We start from the raw sequence: 20399 nt of genomic DNA on the forward strand, positions 1-20399 counted from the left end.
ATGTCATGGTGCAGAACAAGAAGAAGATCACAATGCCGGGCCGGCCGAAGAAGCGGCTTTTCATCGGCATGCTCTCGCTGACAACCATCCTGATGGCTGTCGCGCTCTACATCATCTGGTATATCGGTGTGCCGGGGCTGGCCTCAATACAGCCTGCCCTGCCGTGGATTCTCGGCGCCATTGTGACGGCGGTCGTGGTCGTGGCTTTCCTCGGCATCTTCAATATGGTGCTGGCCGTGGCAGGCCTGCCGTATGTGCCGTTCCTGCAGAAGCAGACGTATGAGCTCATCAACATGCTCTTCCCGCTGGCCGTGCGCCTCGGGAAGGTTTTCGGCATTTCGCGGCGCCGCCTCGAAGGCTCGTTCATCGCAGTCAGCAACCTGCTCTTCAACCGCATGGGCATCCGCGTGCCGGCAGATCGCCTGCTCGTCGTGACACCGCACTGCCTGCAGCTGGCCTCGTGCCCGCACAAGATCACCAGGGACCCCGAGAACTGCAAGCGCTGCGGCGGCTGCGACATCGGGGCCCTTGTGACGTTATCGCACGAGATGGGCTTCCACTTCTTCGTGGCGACCGGCGGCACGCTGGCCCGTCAGATCGTCTACAAGACGCGCCCCAAGGCCGTGCTGGCCATTGCCTGCGAGCGCGACCTCATGAGCGGCATCCAGGATGTCTATCCGCTGCCGGCCGTGGGTGTGCTCAACATCCGGCCCAACGGGCCCTGTTACAACACCCATGTCGATATGGCGGAAGTGAGGGCCCAGCTCGAAAAGATTATCATTCCGCAGGAAAAGGCGGCAAAGGAAGAGCCGGCGCCGCCGCAGAAGGAAGCTGCGGACAAAGGACAGGAGAAGTAAGAATCATGATGGATAAAGCGCGCGAGACGGCGGTCCGCATCTTATATGAAGTACATGAAAACGGCGCCTATGCCAATGTGGCGCTTGCCAGGGCACTGCGTCAGGCAAAGCTCTCGGAGCAGGACCGCTGCTTTGTCACGGAGCTCGTCTATGGCGCGGTGAAAGCCGGCGGTACGCTCGATTGGATCCTGCGCCGTTACGTGAAGCGCCCTGTCCGCAAGATCCAGCCATTGGTGCGGGAAATCCTGCATCTCGGCCTCTACCAGCTTTTTTATCTTGATAAGGTTCCTGCTTCGGCCATCTGCAATACGTCGGTGGAACTTGCCAAGGGCATGGGCATGAAGGGGCTTTCGGGCTTCGTCAACGGCGTGCTGCGGACAGCTGCGCGCGAACCGCAGCGGGCAGCCTTTCCCGAAGGCAAGGGCCATGCGACCGAGGGACTGGCGCTGCGCAGCCAGCACCCGGAATGGCTCGTGCGCCACTGGGTCAGGACATTTGGCTTCGAGGCGGCTGAGAAGATTTGTGCGTTTGACAATGAGCAGCCCGTTCTCTCCGTGCGCACGAACACGCTGCGCATCGGGCGCGAGGAACTGAAGGCAGCGCTCGAGCAGTCAGGAGCCGTGGTGGAGCTTTCCCGCTGGGCGCCTGAGGGCCTGCTCATCACGAAGCACGGAGCTCTCGATGAACTCGCACCTCTCCAGCAGGGACTCTGCCAGGTACAGGATGAAAGCTCCATGCTGGTCGCGCATGTCGTCCGGCCGCAGCCCGGAGAATTCGTGCTCGACTGCTGTGCGGCCCCGGGCGGCAAGACGACGCATCTCGCCGCTCTGATGCATGACGAGGGACGCATCGTGGCAGGCGATGTCTACGATCACAAGCTGCTGCGCATCGAAGAGAACGCCAGCCGGCTGGGCATCCACATCATCGAAACGCAGCGCCTCGATGCCAGGGAGGCCGGTGAGTACTATGCGGGTATGGCAGACCGCGTGCTCATCGATGCACCGTGCTCGGGACTCGGCGTGCTGCGCCGCAAGCCGGATGCCCGCTGGCGCAAGACCCAGCAGGAAATCGAGACCCTGCCGCACCTGCAGCTGGAGATTCTCGAGGGTGCCTCCAAGGCCGTCAAGCCCGGCGGTGTTCTCGTCTACAGTACGTGCACCATCGAGCTGGCAGAGAATCAGGCCGTCGTGAGCCGCTTCCTTGAGGAACATCCGGAATTTGAGCTCGAGACGACGGGGGCGTTTTTGCCGCTGCCGAGCATCCATCAGCAGGCAAAGATGGTGCAGCTCATGCCGCAGGTGGATGGCACGGATGGCTTCTTCATCTGCCGGATGAAGCGGAAAGGATGAAAGGATCATACACGTGAAGAATATCTTTGGTCTTACACTTGAGGAACTCCAGGAGGCGCTGAAGCCCTTCGGCGTGCCGTCTTACCGCGCCCGTCAGGTGGCTGAGTGGATGTATCAGAAGGGCGCGCGTTCCTTTGACGATATGACGAATCTGCCGAAGAACCTGCGCGCAACGCTGCCGGAGACGCTCGCCATCGGCCGCCCGCGCGAAAAGGACCGATTGGATTCTGCCGATGGCCGCACGACGAAATTCCTGCTGGAGTTCGACGACGGCACGGCCGTCGAGACGGTGCTCATGCGTCAGCCGTACGGCAACAGCATCTGTGTCTCGACGCAGGCCGGCTGCAACATGGGTTGTGCATTCTGTGCATCGACACTCCACGGCATGGCGCGCAACCTCTCGGCCGGGGAAATCTTTTCCCAGGCCATCATCATCGAGGAGATGCTGCACCGGGAAGGACAGGGCAAGGTTGATACCGTCGTCATCATGGGCTCTGGCGAGCCATTGATGAACTACGACAATGTCCTCGCCTTCATCCGCCTGCTGCATGAGCCGTATGCGCTCGGCATGGGGTACCGGAACATCACGCTCTCTACCTCGGGAATCGTTCCCAATATGTACCGGCTCGCAGAGGAGGGGCTGCCAATCTCTCTGTCTGTCTCCCTGCATGCACCGAATGATGCATTGCGCTCAACGCTCATGCCGATCAACCGCAAGTATCCGCTCGCGGATGTCGTCAAGGCGGCCCGCCATTACGCGGAGACGACGAAACGGCGTGTGACGTACGAATACATTCTCATCGACCAGCTCAACGACGGGGAGGAGCAGGCACAGGAACTCGTCTCTCTCCTGTGCGGACAGCTCGCCAGCGTCAACCTCATCCCCATCAATCCCGTGGTCGAACGCCATCTGCTGCGCCCGTCCGCCGCGCGCATCAAATGGTTTGAACAGTACCTGCTCGACCACCATATCCAGGTGACGGTGCGACGCGAGATGGGAACAGATATACAGGCTGCCTGCGGCCAGCTGCGCAATAAGCACCTCAAGGACTGACGTTTGTCTATAAATCCCTTGCGTTTTCTGTTATAATGAGACAGACAGAAACGCAAGGAAAGGAGCCTTAGTATGGGACTTGGTACATGGGAATCCTATCTGACCAATCACATCGAAGGATTTTTCAATAAGCGGTTCAGCAGCAATCTCGAAGTGGCGGAACTCATGAATGGCGTGGAGCGCGAAGTCACGCGCCAGGCGCGTGGAGCCGGTTCGCCGGTGGACAATGCCTTTTATTTTTACCTTTGTCCCGACGATTACCATCGCCTCTGTGCACAGCGCGTCATCGATACGCTCTATACGACCGTAGGCCGCCAGCTCATCCTGCAGGACTGCACGATGGAGGGCAGGCTCTCCATCCATATGAAGCAGAGCCGGAAGCTTTCGCGCGGCATGTATAAGCTGCGCTGCTTACAGGAAAGCGAACCGGAGGAACCGGACAATACGCTGGTGCTCGAGCGCCCGCGGCTGGATGAAGCCGGGCCGCTCTCGCTGCCGGCCTTTCATCCGCTGGCCTCGCTGACCGTGGTGGAGGGGCCGGACCGCGACGCCTATCTGGAGCTTGGTGAAAAGCAGATCTACATCGGCCGCCGTGACAAGAATGAGTTCATCCTGACGGATACAAAGGCATCACGGCTCCATGCCTGGATTTCCTATGAACATCATCGCCATGAGCTTCATGACGCCAGGAGTACGAATGGTACCTTTGTGGAGGGGGAGCGCATCGATGCCTGCCGTCTGCAGCATGGAGATACGATACGGATCGGTGTTACGGTCCTGCGATATGAGGTGATTTAAGTGCCTGTAACGGCTTGGTTCTTGAAAGGTGTCCGCGTCATACTGGAATACGGCATGCTGCTGTGGCTGCTGTGGTTTACCGTCAAACTGGCGAAGGGACTCCTGGGGGCGGTGCGCAGGCAGAAGGCTGACCTGCGCCCTCCTGAGACGAGTCCTGCGGAGGCCGTCCTGTCCGTAGAGGAGGCGCCGGAAAAAGAACTCAAGGGGAAGCGTTTTGCCTTTCGCGAGCAGATCGCCATCGGCCGCGGCCCCGACAACCATATCATCATTCCCGAAGGCTATGTGTCGCATCATCATGCCGTCATCTATCGCCATGGCAATCAGTATGTCATCGAGGATCTCGGCAGCGTCAATCATACCTATGTGAATGGCAAAGTACTGGAGGGCAAAGCCTATGTGCGCCCGGGTGACAAGATACGCATTGGTCTGGTCACGCTTCAGTTCGAGAGGTGAGTAATTTGAATAGAGTTTATGAAGCGACAGATGTCGGATGCGTGCGCCCCATCAATGAGGACCGTGCGGCCGTATTCGAGCCGTCCGTCTATGTGGTGGCAGATGGCATGGGCGGCCATGCTGCGGGAGAAGTGGCCAGTCACATCCTCGTGGAGGTCGTGCGGCAGGAGCTTGCCGGCTGCGCGGCCATCGGCGAGAAGGAACTCTCGTCAGCCATCCACAGGGCGAATCACGCCATCCTGCAGACCGTTGCGGAGCGGCCGGACTGCAAGGGGATGGGCACGACGGCGACCATCCTGCATCTGGATGGTGATCAGGCACTCTGGGCACATGTCGGCGACAGCCGTCTCTACCTGCTGCGCGGCGGCGTGCTGCATCAGGTCACGCGTGACCATTCTTACGTCGAGGATCTCGTGGCACAGGGCGAGCTCACCGAGGAGGAAGCCCGCATCCACCCGCAGAAGAACGTGCTGACGCGTGCCGTGGGAGTCGAAGCAGACATCATCGTCGATACCGGCCGTTTCACGGTCCAGTCCGGCGACGTACTGCTGCTGGCCACGGACGGCCTCATGAACATGGTGCAGGAACCGGAAATCTGCGCCATCCTCGGGCGTCAGGAGGGCGATGTGGCGCGTGCGCTCATCGAGGCTGCGCTGGCCTCGGGTGGACGCGACAATGTGACGGCTGTCGTGGTGGTGTATGCGCCATGAAGAACGGTAGCCTGCTGCTGGCACCCGCCGGCATCCTCATCGCCGGGCTCGGCGTGCTGTACCTCAAGGCCAATCCGGCCATCGGGCATGTCACGCCCGATATGCTCCTCGGCCTCTCCTATCTGCCGTGGCTGACTGCCGTCATCGTCTTTTCCCTGATGATGCAGGCCATCCTCGTGCGCCACAAGCTTGATACGTGGCTCTTTCCCATCGTCATGACGCTCGCGAGCGTCGGCGTTGTGGAGATTGCGCGGCTGAAGCCTTCGCTGCTCGTGCCGCAGCTCCGCTGGCTGCTCATTGCCATGGTCCTGATGCTCGTGCTCGTGCGTCTGTGGGGACGCATTCACCGGCTGCTGGAATATCCCTATATTCTTGGCATCTGCTGTGTGATCGTCCTTTTTCTGCCGCTTCTCTTTGGCACGGAGATCGGCGGCAGCCGGAACTGGCTCGTGCTGGGCCCCTTTTCCGTTCAGCCGTCGGAGTTTGGCAAGATCCTCATCGTGCTGTTCCTCGCGGCGTATCTTTCGGATCATCGCCGCGTGCTGACCATGCCGGCAAGGCGCATCCTGTTCCTGCGCCTGCCGCCGCTGCGCTTCATTGCGCCGCTCATCTTCATCTGGGGCATGGCGGTCCTCATGTTCGTCGTGGAGCGCGACCTGGGTTCGGCGCTGCTGTTCTTCGGCATTGCGGTGCTCATGACCTACATGGCGACGGGCAGCCGCTCGTATGTGTTCCTGGCGCTGACATTCATGGGCCTCGCCGCTGTCATCTGCTATTTTGCCTTCGGTCATGTGCGCGTGCGCTTTGATATCTGGCTGAATCCCTGGCAGGATCCAAGCGGCATGGCCTATCAGATCGTGCAGTCGCTCTTCTCATTCGGTACCGGCGGCATCTGGGGGACGGGCTTTGGCTTCGGCCATCCCGGCTTCATCCCGGAGGTGCATACGGATTTCATCTTTGCTGCCATTGCGGAGGAGATGGGGCTCGTCGCTTCGCTGGCGCTGATGGCCTGCTATGTGCTGGCCTTTTGGCGCGGTATTTGCATCGCGCTGGCCTGCCCGCGCGAAAAGGACTTGCTGCTGGCGGCCGGCTGCAGTACGCTGCTGTTGATGCAGGCGTTTATCATCATTGCCGGTGTTACGAAATTCCTGCCGCTGACGGGCATCACGCTGCCCTTCATCAGTTATGGCGGCAGTTCCATGGTGTCGGGCTTCCTGTTGCTCGGCATGCTGATATCCCTGTCAAAGGAGCAGAAGAATGGCTGATTGGAAAATCAAACGGCAGGTCCTGCGCGCAGCTTCCATCTGCATGGTCCTGTTCGGTATCCTGGCGGTCTACGTGATCTACCTGTCGACCTGGGAAGCCGATGATCTTGCTCGCAACCCGCTCAACATGCGCAGCGCAGCCGCGCGCTCAGACATCGTGCGCGGCTCGATCCTCTCGTCTGACGGCAAGGTTCTTGCCGAAACGGAGGACGGTGGCAGACGTGTCTATCCCTTCGGCAGTGTCATGGCTGCCGTGACGGGCTACAATGGCGAGCAGATCGGCAGTGCCGGCATCGAAGGCCATGCCAATCAGGCCCTGCTCGGACTCACAGGTGATATGAGCCGACTGGGGCCGCTGGCACAGCTGCTGCAGTCAGACCGCGGCAATGATGTCAGGCTGACCATCGATTCCCACGTTCAGCAGGCGGCTTTTTCAGGCCTCGGGAACCGGCGCGGAGCCGTGGTCGTCCTCGATGCGGAAACCGGGGCTGTCCTGGCCATGGTCAGTTCGCCTTCGTACGACCCGAATGACATCGAATCGAACTGGAAGAATCTTTCGCAGCAGGAAGACAGCCCGCTGCTCAACCGTACCGTCCAGGGCCTTTATCCGCCGGGCTCGACCATCAAGCCGATGATCGCCGATGCGGCGCTCACGGATGGCGTGACAAATGAAGCGGAGATCTTTGACTGCACGGGCGTCCTCGACGTTGGCGGCGGCCATACGATACGTGAAAGTCATGGCGAGGTCCACGGCAGGCTCAACCTGCGCCAGGCCGTGACGGAATCCTGCAATGTGACGTTCGGCACGCTCGGGATGCGCCTCGGGGACAGCAAGCTCAAAACGGCCTTTGATCGCTTCGGTTTCGACAAGGAAATCGGAGAAGAAATTCTCATGACCAAGTCGCATTTCCCGGCTTTCGGCACGCTGTCAGCCGGTGATCAGGCGCAGACGGCCATCGGCCAGAGTGCCCTGCTCGTCACACCGATGCACATGGCACTCCTGGCCGATGCGTTCGCTCACGGCGGCATCATCATGAAGCCGTATCTCGTGCAGGAGGTTGTGACGCCGGGCGGGACTGTCGTCCAGGAGGCGAAGCCTTCGGCCTGGCTGAAGGCCACGACGCCGCAGATGGCAGCCTTGATTGACAGCTATATGGAAGATGTCGTGACCAAGGGGACGGGAACGGCCGCACAGGTCAGCGGCGTCCGCGTGACCGGCAAGACGGGGACGGCGGAAAATGCCGCCGGCAAGGATCATGCCTGGTTCATCGGTTCGGCGCAGCTGCCTGCCCGCAAGATTGTCTTTGCGGTCATCGTCGAGAATGCCGGTGGCGGCGGTACCGAAGCGGCACCGGTTGCCCGCAGGATCATCCAGAGTCTGATGTGAGTCAGATGATTAACTATAGTAGGGGGAACAGATATGTTACAGCGTATCTTAGATCAGCGCTATGAGCTCGAGGAGCTGATCGGCGGAGGCGGGATGGCCGATGTTTACAGAGCGAAAGACCTGTTGCTGAATCGGCCGGTGGCCGTCAAGATCCTGCACGAGCAATTCAAGCAGGATAAAGAATTCATCGAGAAATTCCAGCGTGAGGCTCAGGCTGCGGCCCGCCTTTCCCATCCCAATATCGTCAATATCTACGACGTCGGCGTGGCCGACGGCGACCACTATATCGTCATGGAATACGTGCCGGGGCGTACCCTGAAGGACAAGATCCGCCAGGAAGGCCATCTCCCCGTCAGCGAGGCACTGCGCATTGCGCGTGAGATCGGCGAGGCGCTGGCGCACGCACATGCCAACAACCTCGTGCACTGCGACATCAAGCCGCACAACATCCTGATGATGCCGGACGGCCATGCGAAGGTAGCGGATTTCGGCATCGCGCGCGCCGTCACGGAGTCGACGATGACGTACAGCGGCAACGTCGTGGGGTCGGTACACTATTTTTCACCGGAGCAGGCCAAGGGTACGATGATCACGCCGAAATCCGATGTCTATTCCTTGGGCGTCGTGCTCTATGAAATGCTGACGGGCAAGCTGCCCTTCACGGGTGAGACGCCGGTGAGCATTGCCGTCAAGCATCTGCAGGACGAGCCCGTCTCGGTACGCCAGCTGGATCCTTCAATCCCGCCGGTCGTTGAGGCACTCGTGGCACGCGCCATGAGCAAGGATCCCGCGCTGCGGCCGACAAGCGCCGAGTTCGTGCAGGAAATCCAGCACGCGGAGCGCATGATACTGACGGGCGGGCAACCGTCTGTCGGCATGCCGGCCGATCCCGATGCCACGCAGGTCCTGCCGCGCGTGCAGGAGACGAGAGAGCTGCCGCCGCGCCGCATGCGGGAGCAGGATGATTATGAAGAGGAGCCGCACGAGGAAAAATCCATCTTCAAGTCGAAGAAGTTTATCGTGGGCTTGCTGCTCGTGCTGCTGGCCGGCTTCTTCGTCGGCGCCTTCATGAGCTACGGCAAGTTCTGGAGTACGGCCGAGGTCGTGGTTCCCGACGTCACGGGCAAGCAGATGACGCTGGCCCGCCAGATCCTCGAGGACAAGAAACTGCGCGTCAATGTCGCCGAGACGTATAACGCCGATGTGCCTGCCGGACAGGTCGTATCGCAGACTCCGGAGGGCGGCACGAAGGTCAAGGAAGAACGCCTGGTCACGATATACGTCAGCAAGGGCGGCGAAGATGTGGAGATGCCGGACCTCACGGGCATGTCGAAGTCCGATGCCGAGGCGCAGCTCAAGAAGATGGGGCTGAAGCTGGGCTCGGTCTATGAGAAGTACTCCGATGAGGAGGCCGGTACGGTCATCAAGCAGGATCCGCGCGCGGGCTCCAAGATTAGCCGCGGCCAGAGTGTCGACATTACGGTCAGCAAGGGCAAGCAGACGAAGAAGGTCAGCATCCCCGATGTGACGGGCGGCAGTCTCTCTGCAGCCAAATCGGCGTTGCAGAGCCGCGGACTCAAGGTCGGCAATGTGACGTACGAGAGCAGCCGTCAGGCTCCGGGCACGGTCATCCGCCAGTCTCCGGCCAGCGGTGAAGTAGAGGAAGGTACGAGCATCAGCCTCGTCGTGGCGCAGGAAGCCAAGACGCAGGTCCAGAAGCAGGATAATAAGGAACCGGGCAAGAATACGAGTCAGGGAGAGAACAAGGTTCCTGTGCGTCAGGGAGAAACCGGCAAGGAGCGCTGAGTCCTGCTCCCGCTGAAAGAAAGAGAGGCAGTATGTTAGAAGGGCGTGTCATCAAGGCCTACAACAGTTTTTTCTATGTGGCAACGTCAGAAGGATTGATTTCGTCCAAGCTGCGCGGCAAATTCAAGAAGACGCGCAAGAGCACGGGTGTTGTCCCGGGTGACCGCGTGGCCGTGGAACGCCTGCCAGAGGGCACGGGCGTCATCGAGCAGCTGCTGCCGCGCACCAATCTGCTGCGGCGTCCGGCTGTGGCCAATCTCACGCAGGTCGTGCTGACCTTTGCGGCAGCTCAGCCGGATCTTCATCCGCTGCTGCTCAACCGTTTCCTCGTGCTGGCGGAATGGTCCGGCATTGAGAAGATCATGATCTGCGTGAATAAGATGGATCTCCTCAACAGTCCCTGGGAAGCATTCCTCTCGGCCTACGAGCGCATCGGCTATCCTGTCCTGCGCGTCTCGGCGCATACGGGAGCGGGCATTGAGGAACTCCGCGACCGCCTGCGCGGTGAGATTTCCGTTTTTGCCGGCCCTTCCGGTGTGGGAAAATCCTCGCTGATGAATACTATCGATCCGTCGCTCTCGCTGCAGACCGGCAAGGTCAGCGACAAGATCAAGCGCGGGCGTCATACGACCCGTGTGGCGGAACTGCTGCCGTATGAGGGAGGCTACATTGTCGATACGCCCGGTTTCAGCGCAATGGAACTCATGGAACTCGATACGGCGGATCTGCCGGACTGCTTCCCGGAGTTCCGTCCTTACCTTGGCGCCTGCCGCTTCCAGCCCTGCAGCCACAGCCATGAACCAGGCTGTGCCGTCAAGGAAGCCGTGGAAAAAGGCGCGATTGACGAGGAACGCTATCAGGCATATCTGAACATCCTGTCGGAAATAAAAGAAGGTCAATTGCTCGCGAGAAAGAAGGAATATAAATGATTAAGATTGCACCATCCATCCTGTCGGCTGATTTTTCCCGCCTGGCTGAAGAAGTCAAGCGCGTGACGGACGCCGGTGCGGAATACATTCACATCGATGTTATGGACGGCACGTTCGTGCCGAATATCACGCTCGGTTCGCCGGTCGTCAAGAGCCTGCGCAAGACGTCGGAGGCCGTCTTTGATGTGCATCTCATGGTCGAGCATCCTGAGACGCAGATTGAGGCCTTTGCTGATGCCGGTGCTGACATCATCACATTCCATGTCGAGGCTGCAAAGCACAGCCATCGCATCGTCCAGCAGATCAAGGCCGCTGGCTGCAAGGCAGGCATCGCCGTGAATCCGGGGACGAGTCTCGCGATGATCGAGGAACTGCTGCAGGATCTCGACATGGTTCTCATCATGACGGTGAATCCGGGCTTCGGCGGCCAGAAATTCATCGAGTCGCAGCTTGACAAGATCCACATGCTGCGTCACACAATCCAGGATATGGGCTTTGACTGCGACATCGAAGTCGATGGCGGCATCAACGCGGAGACGAGCAAGCTGGTCCGCCAGGCCGGTGCCAATGTTCTCGTAGCCGGTTCTGCCATCTATGGCACTGATGATGTGGCCAAGTCCATCGCGGCCATTCGTGGCGATGCCTGAGGAGATGTTCCTGTTTCAATTTTAGATTCAGTCCGGCAATTCCCGCCGGGTAAGGAGTATCCAGAGATATGGAAAAAGCAGTCGTTTTACTTTCGGGAGGCCTTGACAGCTGCACGTGCATGGCAGTCGCCAAGTCCAAGGGATATGAGGTATATCCCATCAGTTTCAATTATCACCAGCGTCACAGCATTGAACTTGAGGGCGCGAAGAAGATAGCCGCCTTTTACGGTGTCAAGAAACATCTGATCATCGAGACGAACATGGAGGCCATTGGCGGTTCGGCACTGACAGATGAGCACATCGAGGTGCCGGAAGGCGATGTCAACCGCACGTCGGTGCCGCCGACGTACGTGCCGGCCCGCAACCTGATTTTCCTTTCGTATGCGATGGGCTATGCGGAAGTGCTCGGCGCAACGCATGTCTACATCGGCGTCAATTCCGTCGATTATTCGGGCTACCCGGACTGCCGCCCGGAATTCATCCAGAAGTTCCAGGCGCTGGCGGATTACGCGACGACGGCCACGGCTGTCAAGGGACAGCACATCACCATCGAGACGCCGCTGCAGGATCTTTCGAAGAAGGATATCGTCCTTTTGGGCACGAAACTTGGTGCGCCGTTCCAGTTTACGCACAGCTGCTACAAGGGCGGCGAGAAGGCCTGCGGTGTCTGTGACAGCTGCAAGCTGCGCCTGCGCGGCTTTGCGGAAGCGGGCGTCGAGGATCCCGTCCCGTATGAGACGAGGGATATCTGATGCGCGACGTACAGAATCAGACAGATGCCCGCGGCATCGCCATCCAGCGCGTCGGCATCAAGGATGCGCATCTGCCGTTCCTGATCAAGACAAAGGATGGTGGTTTCCAGCAGGTGCTGGCGCGTATCCGCTTTACGGTGTCGCTGCCGATGGAGTACAAGGGCACGCATATGAGCCGTTTCCTCGAAATCCTCATGCCGTGGAGTACGAAGCCGCTGGCTGAACCGGAAATGGAAGCCATGCTGGAGGAGGCGTTGGAACGACTCGATGCCCAGTCGGCAGAAGTAGAGCTCGCGTTCAAATACTTCATTGACAAGTATGCGCCAGTCAGTGGACGCCGTTCCATTCTTGACCTCGATTGCCGCTTCAAGGGGACGAAGCGGCGGGGGGAGGCCATGGTTTTTGAGCTCGGCGTCGATGTGCCGTTTACCTCTCTCTGCCCCTGCAGCAAGGAAATCTCCGCTTACGGGGCGCATAACCAGCGTTCGGTCTGCCGCGTGGAAGTCCGCTTCCAGCCGGGAGAAGAATGCATTTTCATCGAGGATCTGGCAAAGCTCGTGGAGGCTCAGGGGTCGTCACCCATCTATCCGCTGCTCAAGCGCGAGGATGAAAAATACGTGACGGAAGCCGCTTACGAGAATCCGAAATTCGTGGAGGATATCCTGCGCGATACGGTGCTTGCCCTGCGCAAGCTGCCTGGCATCGCCTGGTTTTCCCTGGCATGTGAGAATTATGAGTCGATCCACAACCACAATGCCTTTGCGGCTCATGAGGAGTACGTCGCCCGGCCGTAAGGCGATGTGCCGGCAGGAATGGAGTTTTCATGAATAAGTTTTACAAGCGTTTTTTCATATTGATCCTGCTCGTGCTCGTGATTTCGGGAACGGTCATTTACACGACGGTCGATATCAATACGCTCAAGAATCTCGACCGGTTCAAGAGCTGGTCGATTGCACTGGCCCTGTTTGCGGTTTCATTGGGACTCTTCTTTGATGGCAGCCGCCTGATGCATCTCGTGAAGATCTCGGGTGAGAAAATCACGCTCTATCAGGCGGTGCAGGTCATATTCGGCAATTACTTCCTGGCGCTCCTGACCCCGGGGGCTACGGGCGGCGCCGTCGCACAGCTCATGTTCCTGCGCCATGCGGGCGTGCCGACGGGCAAAGCTGCCGTCCTGGTCATCGTGCGGACCATCCTGTCCATTTTCTTCCTGATCTTATGCATGCCCTTCATTTTCATGCATGATTCAGGCATCGTGCCCGGCATCTCGAACGATACGTTGATGGCCATTACGATTACAGCCTTCGTCGTCATCGTCATCATGGTGGTGGGAGCAAGGCGCGGCTATCTCGATTACCTCGTCATCCGGCTGACGCGGAACATGAAGCGTCAGCGCCGCATCAAGGTTTTCGCCTTCTACCGCGATACGAAGAGCGCCATCGCCCTACTTGCGGCTTCGCCGAAATCCATGCTGCTGGTCTTCGTGGAGTCAGGGCTCAACCTGCTCTGCATTTATGCCATTGTGCCCTGCCTGCTGCTGGGACTTGGCGTCACGGATGCGGACTGGTACAGCGTCATGGGACGCATGATTTTCCTGAACATGTTGCTGTACTTCACGCCGACGCCAGGCGGCTCCGGCGTCGCAGAGGGCGGTTTTGTGCTTCTGTTCAGCGACACGGTCCCGGCGGGCACCGTCGGCATCGTGGCCGTCTGCTGGCGCTTGATTGCCGAATACATCCCGTTCCTCGTCGGGCTCTACTACACGCTGACGGTCTTTGGACGCGATTTCCTCAACCGCCAGCTGCGCTGACTGCCTGATCGGCAAGATAACATGATTTTTCAAAGGAGGATGAGAGATGGGCGAGAAGGTTTTGCGCGGCGGCTATACCACCGGGGCCTGCGCGGCGGCTGGTGTCAAGGCTGCCCTGCTTTACGCGCAGGGCAGGCCGTGGCAGGTCGTGACGCTTATGGCGCTTGACGGCACGATGCTGACGATACCCGTGCGCGCGGTCTGCCGCACGCAGCAGGGGCTGCAGGCTGAAGTCATCAAGGAGTCCGGTGATGATCCCGATATCACGAATGGCGTCTCGGTCTTCACGACGGTTTGCCGGCGGGAGGATGAGGAGCCCATGCGCTTTGCGGCGGGAGAGGGCATCGGCACGGTGACGAAGCCGGGCCTTTCGGTACCCGTCGGCGAGCCTTCCATCAATCCGGGGCCGCGCAGACTCATGCGCCGGGCGGCGGAAGATGTCCTCGGCACGAGTGCGGGCCTTTCCGTGACGATCGCGATCCCGGCCGGGCGGGAACTGGCCAGGAAGACGCTCAATCCCGTGCTCGGCATCGAAGGCGGCATTTCCGTCATCGGCACGACGGGCGTCCTGCGCCCCATGTCGGAAGAGGGCTTCAAGAATTCGCTGGTGCCGCAGATTGATGTGGCGCTGGCAGCGGGCTATCAGGACCTCGTCTTCGTGCCGGGCAAGATCGGCGAGCGTCTGGCCCTTTCCTGGGGCCTGCCGCGGGAAGCCATCGTCGAGACCAGCAATTTCATTGGCTTCCTGCTTGAAGCAGCTGCCGACCGTCATGTTTCCCGCGTGCTGCTTCTCGGGCATATCGGCAAGCTCGTCAAAGTGGCCGCGGGAATTTTTTATACGCATAACCGCATCGCCGATGCGCGTCTCGAAACGATGGCGGCGTATGGCGCTGCGGCGGGCCTTGAGACGCAGGATGTGCAAAGGGTCCTCGCGAGCAATACGACAGAAGATGCCCTGGCGGTCCTGCGGGAAGCGGGCCTCCTGCCAGGCGTTTGCCACACCTTGGCGGAGCGTGCCGGTGAGCGTGCTGAGCGCTACTTGTTCGGGCGCATGCAGGTCGGTGTGGCCATGATGACCATGCAGGGCGAGCTCCTTGGCATGAATGAAACAGCGGAAGCAATCGGGAGGGATTACGGATGGAATCAGAAGGTCTGAACCAGGAACGGGCAGTGCTGCCGTCGCATCGCATCGTCGTGGCCGGCATCGGGCCAGGGAATCCTCATTACATGGTTCCCGCGGCCCGGGCTGCCATAGAGGAGGCCCGCGTGCTCGTGGGCGGCCGCCGTGCGCTCGCACAGTTTGCCCGGCCGGCTGGCAGCGGGCAGGAAACCATGGCAGTGACGCGGGATATTGCAGGCGTCATGGCTTTCATCAAAAGCCATCTTGCGGCCTCTGACGTCGTGGTCATGGTATCGGGCGATCCCGGCTATTATTCGCTGCTCGATGCGCTGCGCCGCTGCTTCCCGCCTGCATGCCTGAAGGTGATCCCGGGAATCAGCGCGATGCAGCTGGCCTTTGCGCGGCTGGCCCTGCCCTGGCATGAAGCGACGCTCCTGTCCTTCCACGGCAGGCGGCCGCAGGATGCGCAGCTTGCATACCGGCCCGGGCGCATCCTCGGACTCTTGACGGATGCGCATTACACCTCGCATACGATTCCCGCCATACTGCTGGCAGCCGGCTGGCCCGCGGATACAGGACTTTACATCTGCGCCCGTCTTTCCTATGAGGATGAAGCGGTTACGGCGACGACGCTCGGCGAAGCGGCTTCCCTGCCGGAAGTCGTGAGCTCCGTGCTCGTCGTCGTGGCGCCGGAGCCGTAGGAGAGCACGAGTCCAGAAGCTTGAGAGGAGGAAATCTTATGGAATTTGGCATCGATGACGCCCAATTCATTCGCGGCAATGTGCCGATGACAAAGCAGGAGATTCGCATCCTGACAATCGTCAAGGCGCATATCCACCGTGCGGATATCGTCTATGACATCGGAGCCGGTACGGGCTCTCTTTCCATCGAGGCGGCCAATCTGGCGCCTGAAGGCAGGGTATATGCCCTCGAGCGCAATGCGGAAGCCGTCGCACTCATCGAGGCGAACAAGAAACACTTCGGCATTGCGAATGTCGAGGCGCTGCATGCGGAAGCTCCAGCCGGTCTTGACGAACTGCCAGCGCCCAACGTCGTGCTGATCGGCGGCAGCGGCAAGCACCTCAATGCCATTCTCGAGGCCGTGACGGAAAAGCTCGTGCCGGGAGGACGCATCGTTCTCAACTGCATCACGCTGCAGACGGTTATGACTGCCATTTCCTTCATGCGCCGTCACGAGGACATCTATACGTACGATGCCATCCAGGTGCAGGTCAGCCGCCTGCAGCGCGTCGGTCCGTACGACATGGCCAAGGCCATGAATCCCATCTACATCATCACTTGCACAAAAGGAGGAACGAACTGAATGGTTCATATTGTTGGAGCAGGTCCCGGCGACCCGGAACTCATCACGGTCAAGGGACAGCGCTATCTAAAGGAAGCCGATGTCGTCATCTATGCGGGCTCGCTCGTCAATCCGCAGCTGCTCGACTGCTGCCGCAGTGATGCCAAGATCCTGAACTCTGCGCATATGACGCTGCCGGAGGTCGTGGCAGCCGTGGAAGAAGCCGAGCAGGCGGGCAAGATGACCGTGCGCCTGCATACGGGTGATCCCGCCATCTACGGAGCCATCCAGGAACAGATGGATGCCTTCGAGAAGCGCGGCATCGCCTATGATGTCGTCCCGGGCGTCAGTTCGTTCCTGGCTACGGCAGCGGCTTTGAAGCAGGAATACACGCTGCCCGGCATCTCGCAGACCGTCATCATCACGCGCCAGGAAGGCCGCACGCCGGTGCCGGAGCGCGAGAAGCTTCGGAGTCTGGCTGCGCATCAGGCGACGATGTGCATCTTCCTTTCCATCACGATGCTCGAGGATGTCGTCAAGGAACTCATCGCCGGCGGCTATGAGGAAACGACGCCGATTGCCATCGTGCAGAAGGCTTCGTGGCCGGATCAGAAAATCGTGCGCGCCACGCTTTCCACCATCTGTGAGGCCATCGAGGGCAAAGGCATCGACCGCACGGCCATGATTGTCGTCAGCCGCTGCCTCGGCTCCGATTACGAGCTGTCACGCCTTTACGCGCCGGAATTCTCGCATATGTTCCGCAAGGCCTCGAAATGAGGACGGCGGTCTTTGCCCTGACGCAGCAGGGCGTGCAGTGCGCCGGACGCGTGCTTTCCTGTCTGGAGGAAGGTGCAGAGCTTTTTCTGCCCGAACGCTTTCTGGCCCTGCAGGATGCTCCTGCCGCTTCTCTGCCTGCTGCGGCGGATAAGATCCATGGCTTTGCACGTCTGCGTCCTGCCGTGCAGCAGGTATTTCCGCGCGTCGAGGCTATGGTGTTCATCATGGCCACGGGCATCGTCGTGCGCATGATTGCGCCGCTGCTCAGGAACAAGCTCGAGGATCCTGCCGTCGTGGTGCTCGACGAACAGGGACATCACGTCATCAGCCTCCTTTCCGGCCACGTGGGCGGGGCCAACAGCTTGACACACCTGCTGGCGGGGGCGCTAGGCGCGGATCCCGTCATCACGACGGCCACCGATGTGGAAGGCCTCATGGCGCCCGACGCCTGGGCCTCAGGCCTCGGGCTCAGGCCCTGGCCAAAGCCGCATATCCAGACGGTCAATACGGCCCTGCTCGAGAAGAGGCCTCTTCCGTATTACGTTTCCCCGGGGATGCCTGCGAGGGAAACATATGAGGGCTGGCTGACTGCACACGGCCTCGACTGGCAGATACAAGACGGGCGGGCCGTGCAGAAGGGGCCGGCTGTCATCCTTGCACCAGAGCGGGAACTGCCGCCTCTGCAGGCTGTGCCGGATGATGTGCTCTGCCTCGTGCCGAGGCCTCTTCTGGCAGGTGTCGGCTGCAAGCGAGGCATGAGCGCCGCACACATCCTGGAGGCTCTGCAGGAAGCCTGCCGGCGCATCGGCATGCCGCTGGCGCGCATTGCCGCTCTCGGCAGCACGGACGTCAAGTCGGACGAAGCCGGCCTGCTGGCAGCTGCCGCTGAACTGACACGTCCTCTTCATTTTTTCTCGCAGAAGGAGCTGGCAGAGGCCATTGCCGCTTACGGCCTGCAGGAGTCGCCTTTTGTCAAGAAGACCATCGGCGTCGGCAATGTCTGCGAAGCGGCAGCCGCCTGCTGCAGTAAAGGGCGCGTGCACTTTGCGCTGCTCAAGACACGCTTTGCGGGCGTGACGGTGGCGCTGGCCTGGGGCAGCTGAGCGGCAGGGTCTAGGGCATAGCCGTTGTTTATGGTATAATTGGAAAAGAGTTTTGCTTGGAGCAGGACAATGGATTTTTCAGGAGGTTTTTCATGGGCAAGATCACTGTGATTGGCATTGGTCCGGGCAGTCTGGAAGATATGACGCCGCGGGCACGCAAAGCCATCGAAGCAGCCGATGTCGTGGCTGGCTACAATACATATATCCGACTCGTTGAGCCGCTGCTGGCGGATAAGAAGGTCATCGGTACGGCCATGATGCAGGAAATCGACCGCTGCCGCATGGCGGTGGAAGAAGCGGCCGGCGGCGCGGATACGGTCGTCGTCTCAAGCGGCGATGCCGGTGTCTACGGCATGGCCGGACTCGTGCTCGAGCTCCTGCTCAAGCGGGACAAGGCCGAGCGTCCGGAATTCGGCGGCATCATCGCCGGCGTATCGGCTGTCAATGCGGCGGCATCCGTACTCGGCGCACCACTCATGCATGACTTTGCCGTCATCAGCCTGTCGGACCTCCTGACGCCCTGGGAGCTCATCTGCAAGCGCGCCGAGATGGCGGCTGCGGGTGATTTCGTCGTTGCGCTCTACAATCCGAAGAGCCGCAAGCGCGTGCAGAATATCGAAGAGATCCGCGAAATCATGCTGCGTCACAAGCGTCCGGATACGCCGGTCGGCATCGTCACGGCTGCGAGCCGCGAGGGACAGAACAAGATCATCTCAACGCTGGCGGATTTTACGAAGGAAGAGATCAACATGTTCTCGCTGGTCATCATCGGCAATTCCAAGACGTATGTCAAGGAAGGCTATATGATTACGCCGCGCGGTTATGAGAACAAGGAGCAGGGCTTATGATTTTCGTAGCAGCGGGCACGCAGGACGGCCGCGAGCTCACGAGGCTCCTGCTGGAACGCGGCCATGCGGTCACGGCTTCCGTCGTCAGCCATTACGGCGAGCAGCTGTTGGCAGCGGCCGGCGGTAGCAGGCTCGTCATCAACGACGAGCCGCTCGATGAGGAAGGCCTCGTGCAGTATCTGCAGGCACACGGTATCCGCCTCTTTGTCGATGCCAGTCATCCGTATGCCGTTCATGTCTCGCAGAATGCCATGTCCGCCTGCCGCAGGCTCGGCATCCCGTACATCCGCTACGAGCGTTCGCTGACCGAGCTTTCGTATGAGGGCATTGTCGTGGTGCACAGCTACGAGGAAGCAGCCGCTGAGGCTGCCGCGCGCGGACGTGTGATCTTCCTGACGACGGGCAGCCGGAACCTGAAGAAATTCACGGAGGCCGGGGCTCTGGCAGACTGCACGCTCATCGCAAGGGTCCTGCCGACGGCGGAGGTGCTGGCGCTCTGTGAGGAGCTGGGACTTACGCCAAAGCAGGTCGTGGCCCTGCAGGGGCCGTTTTCGACGGAGCTCAATCGGGAACTTTTCAAGAAGTATCATGCCGATGTCATTGTCACGAAGAACAGCGGCACGATCGGCGGCACGGATACGAAGCTGGCTGCTGCTGCTGCCCTGCATCTCCCGGTCATCGTCATCGACAGGCCGGTCCTGCAATACGATCATCTGGCACATACGTATGAAGATGTGCTGTCATTTGTGGAGGAGAACCATTGATGGAATTTATCAAGAAACCCATGGCCATTGAGAATCGCAGCATGGAAATCATCGCACCGCATCTTGCGGGACTGCATCTTTCGCCCGAGGCCGTCAAGGTCTATTCGCGCATCATCCATGCGGCCGGCGACGTCGAATACGCGCCAATCATCCGCATGTCGGATGATGCCATTGCGGCGGGCATGAAGGCACTGGCTGCCGGCTGCGATATTTATACGGATGTCGAGATGGTACGCACGGGCATCAACAAGCGCAAGCTCGCCTCCTTCGGCGGCGAGGTGCACTGCCGGATCGCAGATCCCGAGGTGGCGGCGAAGGCCAAGGAGCTCGGCATCACGCGGTCGATGGCAGCCATGCGCTCCTTTGGCCATGCGCTGGACGGCAATATCGTCGCTATCGGCAATGCTCCGACGGCACTCTTTGAGGTTCTGCGCCTCGCTCTGGAGGAAGGCGTGCGTCCAGCCTGCATCGTCGGCATCCCTGTCGGTTTCGTCGGTGCGGCGGATTCCAAGGCAGAACTCGCGAAGAATGGCCGGATTCCCTACATCACGGTAGAGGGGACGAAGGGCGGCAGTCCGATTGCGGCGGCAGCCGTCAATGCGATGATGTATCTCATCGACAACAGCCGGGACTGACTTGCGTCATCGTTCCTTGCTCATTTCCCATC

General features: G+C 60.2%; 22 protein-coding genes. All 22 read left to right on the top strand.

What is annotated here, in order from left to right:
- Positions 1–5: 5 nt before the first annotated feature.
- The 22 genes from DWX75_RS00725 (at position 6) to DWX75_RS00830 (ending at position 20367) form a co-directional block, all read left to right on the top strand.
- On the top strand, positions 6–857 hold the full coding sequence (locus tag DWX75_RS00725) for a DUF116 domain-containing protein (protein ID WP_118013926.1): 852 nt from the start codon (positions 6–8) through the stop codon (positions 855–857).
- An 8-nt stretch (positions 858–865) separates the two neighbouring features.
- Positions 866–2206 (top strand): 16S rRNA (cytosine(967)-C(5))-methyltransferase RsmB, encoded by a 1341-nt coding sequence (gene rsmB, locus DWX75_RS00730; protein WP_118014029.1) that lies wholly within the window; start codon positions 866–868, stop codon positions 2204–2206.
- Positions 2207–2219: 13 nt separating this feature from the next.
- Positions 2220–3260 carry a 23S rRNA (adenine(2503)-C(2))-methyltransferase RlmN gene (rlmN, locus tag DWX75_RS00735; protein ID WP_118013928.1) on the top strand — a complete coding sequence of 347 codons (1041 nt, stop codon included), beginning with the start codon at positions 2220–2222 and terminating at the stop codon, positions 3258–3260.
- 72 nt (positions 3261–3332) lie between these two features.
- Positions 3333–4058, top strand: a complete 726-nt coding sequence (locus DWX75_RS00740; RefSeq protein WP_118013930.1) for an FhaA domain-containing protein — start codon at positions 3333–3335, stop codon at positions 4056–4058.
- The gene (locus DWX75_RS00745) at positions 4059–4511 is read left to right on the top strand and encodes an FHA domain-containing protein (RefSeq protein WP_233519415.1); all 453 of its coding nucleotides are present in this window, start codon (positions 4059–4061) and stop codon (positions 4509–4511) included.
- A gap of 5 nt (positions 4512–4516) precedes the next feature.
- Positions 4517–5221 carry a Stp1/IreP family PP2C-type Ser/Thr phosphatase gene (locus tag DWX75_RS00750; RefSeq protein ID WP_369974320.1) on the top strand — a complete coding sequence of 235 codons (705 nt, stop codon included), beginning with the start codon at positions 4517–4519 and terminating at the stop codon, positions 5219–5221.
- The gene (locus tag DWX75_RS00755) at positions 5218–6486 is read left to right on the top strand and encodes an FtsW/RodA/SpoVE family cell cycle protein (protein WP_118013934.1); all 1269 of its coding nucleotides are present in this window, start codon (positions 5218–5220) and stop codon (positions 6484–6486) included. Before DWX75_RS00750 ends, DWX75_RS00755 begins: the two co-directional genes overlap by 4 nt.
- Positions 6479–7873 carry a penicillin-binding protein 2 gene (locus tag DWX75_RS00760; RefSeq protein ID WP_118013936.1) on the top strand — a complete coding sequence of 465 codons (1395 nt, stop codon included), beginning with the start codon at positions 6479–6481 and terminating at the stop codon, positions 7871–7873. The genes DWX75_RS00755 and DWX75_RS00760 overlap by 8 nt, the downstream gene beginning before the upstream one ends.
- A 33-nt stretch (positions 7874–7906) precedes the next feature.
- Positions 7907–9679: a Stk1 family PASTA domain-containing Ser/Thr kinase gene (gene pknB, locus DWX75_RS00765; protein ID WP_118013938.1), complete on the top strand. Its 1773-nt coding sequence runs from the start codon at positions 7907–7909 to the stop codon at positions 9677–9679.
- A gap of 32 nt (positions 9680–9711) precedes the next feature.
- Entirely contained in the window at positions 9712–10608 is an 897-nt protein-coding gene (gene rsgA, locus DWX75_RS00770) for a ribosome small subunit-dependent GTPase A (RefSeq protein ID WP_118013941.1), read from the top strand.
- The gene (rpe, locus tag DWX75_RS00775) at positions 10605–11255 is read left to right on the top strand and encodes a ribulose-phosphate 3-epimerase (protein WP_118013943.1); all 651 of its coding nucleotides are present in this window, start codon (positions 10605–10607) and stop codon (positions 11253–11255) included. Before rsgA ends, rpe begins: the two co-directional genes overlap by 4 nt.
- A 68-nt stretch (positions 11256–11323) precedes the next feature.
- Positions 11324–12007 (top strand): 7-cyano-7-deazaguanine synthase QueC, encoded by a 684-nt coding sequence (gene queC, locus DWX75_RS00780; RefSeq protein ID WP_118013945.1) that lies wholly within the window; start codon positions 11324–11326, stop codon positions 12005–12007.
- A complete protein-coding gene (folE2, locus tag DWX75_RS00785; protein WP_118013947.1) occupies positions 12007–12801 on the top strand; it encodes a GTP cyclohydrolase FolE2 in 795 nt (264 codons plus the stop codon). Before queC ends, folE2 begins: the two co-directional genes overlap by 1 nt.
- 29 nt (positions 12802–12830) lie before the next feature.
- Positions 12831–13817 carry a lysylphosphatidylglycerol synthase transmembrane domain-containing protein gene (locus DWX75_RS00790; protein WP_118013949.1) on the top strand — a complete coding sequence of 329 codons (987 nt, stop codon included), beginning with the start codon at positions 12831–12833 and terminating at the stop codon, positions 13815–13817.
- Between the two features lie 46 nt (positions 13818–13863).
- Positions 13864–14973 carry a cobalt-precorrin-5B (C(1))-methyltransferase CbiD gene (gene cbiD, locus DWX75_RS00795; protein WP_118013951.1) on the top strand — a complete coding sequence of 370 codons (1110 nt, stop codon included), beginning with the start codon at positions 13864–13866 and terminating at the stop codon, positions 14971–14973.
- Positions 14955–15638, top strand: a complete 684-nt coding sequence (cbiE, locus tag DWX75_RS00800) for a precorrin-6y C5,15-methyltransferase (decarboxylating) subunit CbiE (RefSeq protein WP_118013953.1) — start codon at positions 14955–14957, stop codon at positions 15636–15638. The genes cbiD and cbiE overlap by 19 nt, the downstream gene beginning before the upstream one ends.
- Positions 15639–15676: 38 nt before the next feature.
- Positions 15677–16261 carry a precorrin-6Y C5,15-methyltransferase (decarboxylating) subunit CbiT gene (gene cbiT / locus DWX75_RS00805; RefSeq protein ID WP_118013955.1) on the top strand — a complete coding sequence of 195 codons (585 nt, stop codon included), beginning with the start codon at positions 15677–15679 and terminating at the stop codon, positions 16259–16261.
- Positions 16262–17017: a precorrin-4 C(11)-methyltransferase gene (gene cobM / locus DWX75_RS00810; protein ID WP_118013957.1), complete on the top strand. Its 756-nt coding sequence runs from the start codon at positions 16262–16264 to the stop codon at positions 17015–17017.
- A complete protein-coding gene (locus DWX75_RS00815) occupies positions 17014–18120 on the top strand; it encodes a cobalt-precorrin 5A hydrolase (RefSeq protein WP_118013959.1) in 1107 nt (368 codons plus the stop codon). The genes cobM and DWX75_RS00815 overlap by 4 nt, the downstream gene beginning before the upstream one ends.
- Before the next feature lie 92 nt (positions 18121–18212).
- Positions 18213–18968 carry a precorrin-3B C(17)-methyltransferase gene (gene cobJ, locus DWX75_RS00820; protein WP_118013961.1) on the top strand — a complete coding sequence of 252 codons (756 nt, stop codon included), beginning with the start codon at positions 18213–18215 and terminating at the stop codon, positions 18966–18968.
- Positions 18965–19732, top strand: coding sequence for a precorrin-6A reductase (gene cobK, locus DWX75_RS00825; protein ID WP_118013963.1), 768 nt, complete (start codon positions 18965–18967; stop codon positions 19730–19732). The genes cobJ and cobK overlap by 4 nt, the downstream gene beginning before the upstream one ends.
- The gene (locus DWX75_RS00830) at positions 19732–20367 is read left to right on the top strand and encodes a precorrin-8X methylmutase (protein ID WP_118013965.1); all 636 of its coding nucleotides are present in this window, start codon (positions 19732–19734) and stop codon (positions 20365–20367) included. The genes cobK and DWX75_RS00830 overlap by 1 nt, the downstream gene beginning before the upstream one ends.
- Positions 20368–20399: the final 32 nt, after the last annotated feature.

The sequence above is a fragment of the Mitsuokella sp. AF21-1AC genome (genome assembly GCF_003458855.1).
Classification (GTDB): Bacteria; Bacillota; Negativicutes; order Selenomonadales; family Selenomonadaceae; genus Mitsuokella.

Coding starts and splice junctions, on each gene's coding strand:
- cobM (WP_118013957.1), top strand. CDS start 16,262: ATGGTTCATATTGTTGGAGCAGGTCCCGGCGACCCGGAACTCATCACG.
- DWX75_RS00790 (WP_118013949.1), top strand. CDS start 12,831: ATGAATAAGTTTTACAAGCGTTTTTTCATATTGATCCTGCTCGTGCTC.
- queC (WP_118013945.1), top strand. CDS start 11,324: ATGGAAAAAGCAGTCGTTTTACTTTCGGGAGGCCTTGACAGCTGCACG.
- rsgA (WP_118013941.1), top strand. CDS start 9,712: ATGTTAGAAGGGCGTGTCATCAAGGCCTACAACAGTTTTTTCTATGTG.
- DWX75_RS00740 (WP_118013930.1), top strand. CDS start 3,333: ATGGGACTTGGTACATGGGAATCCTATCTGACCAATCACATCGAAGGA.
- cbiD (WP_118013951.1), top strand. CDS start 13,864: ATGGGCGAGAAGGTTTTGCGCGGCGGCTATACCACCGGGGCCTGCGCG.
- rpe (WP_118013943.1), top strand. CDS start 10,605: ATGATTAAGATTGCACCATCCATCCTGTCGGCTGATTTTTCCCGCCTG.
- pknB (WP_118013938.1), top strand. CDS start 7,907: ATGTTACAGCGTATCTTAGATCAGCGCTATGAGCTCGAGGAGCTGATC.
- cbiT (WP_118013955.1), top strand. CDS start 15,677: ATGGAATTTGGCATCGATGACGCCCAATTCATTCGCGGCAATGTGCCG.
- DWX75_RS00755 (WP_118013934.1), top strand. CDS start 5,218: ATGAAGAACGGTAGCCTGCTGCTGGCACCCGCCGGCATCCTCATCGCC.
- cobJ (WP_118013961.1), top strand. CDS start 18,213: ATGGGCAAGATCACTGTGATTGGCATTGGTCCGGGCAGTCTGGAAGAT.
- DWX75_RS00815 (WP_118013959.1), top strand. CDS start 17,014: ATGAGGACGGCGGTCTTTGCCCTGACGCAGCAGGGCGTGCAGTGCGCC.
- cobK (WP_118013963.1), top strand. CDS start 18,965: ATGATTTTCGTAGCAGCGGGCACGCAGGACGGCCGCGAGCTCACGAGG.
- DWX75_RS00760 (WP_118013936.1), top strand. CDS start 6,479: ATGGCTGATTGGAAAATCAAACGGCAGGTCCTGCGCGCAGCTTCCATC.
- DWX75_RS00830 (WP_118013965.1), top strand. CDS start 19,732: ATGGAATTTATCAAGAAACCCATGGCCATTGAGAATCGCAGCATGGAA.
- cbiE (WP_118013953.1), top strand. CDS start 14,955: ATGGAATCAGAAGGTCTGAACCAGGAACGGGCAGTGCTGCCGTCGCAT.
- rsmB (WP_118014029.1), top strand. CDS start 866: ATGGATAAAGCGCGCGAGACGGCGGTCCGCATCTTATATGAAGTACAT.
- DWX75_RS00725 (WP_118013926.1), top strand. CDS start 6: ATGGTGCAGAACAAGAAGAAGATCACAATGCCGGGCCGGCCGAAGAAG.
- folE2 (WP_118013947.1), top strand. CDS start 12,007: ATGCGCGACGTACAGAATCAGACAGATGCCCGCGGCATCGCCATCCAG.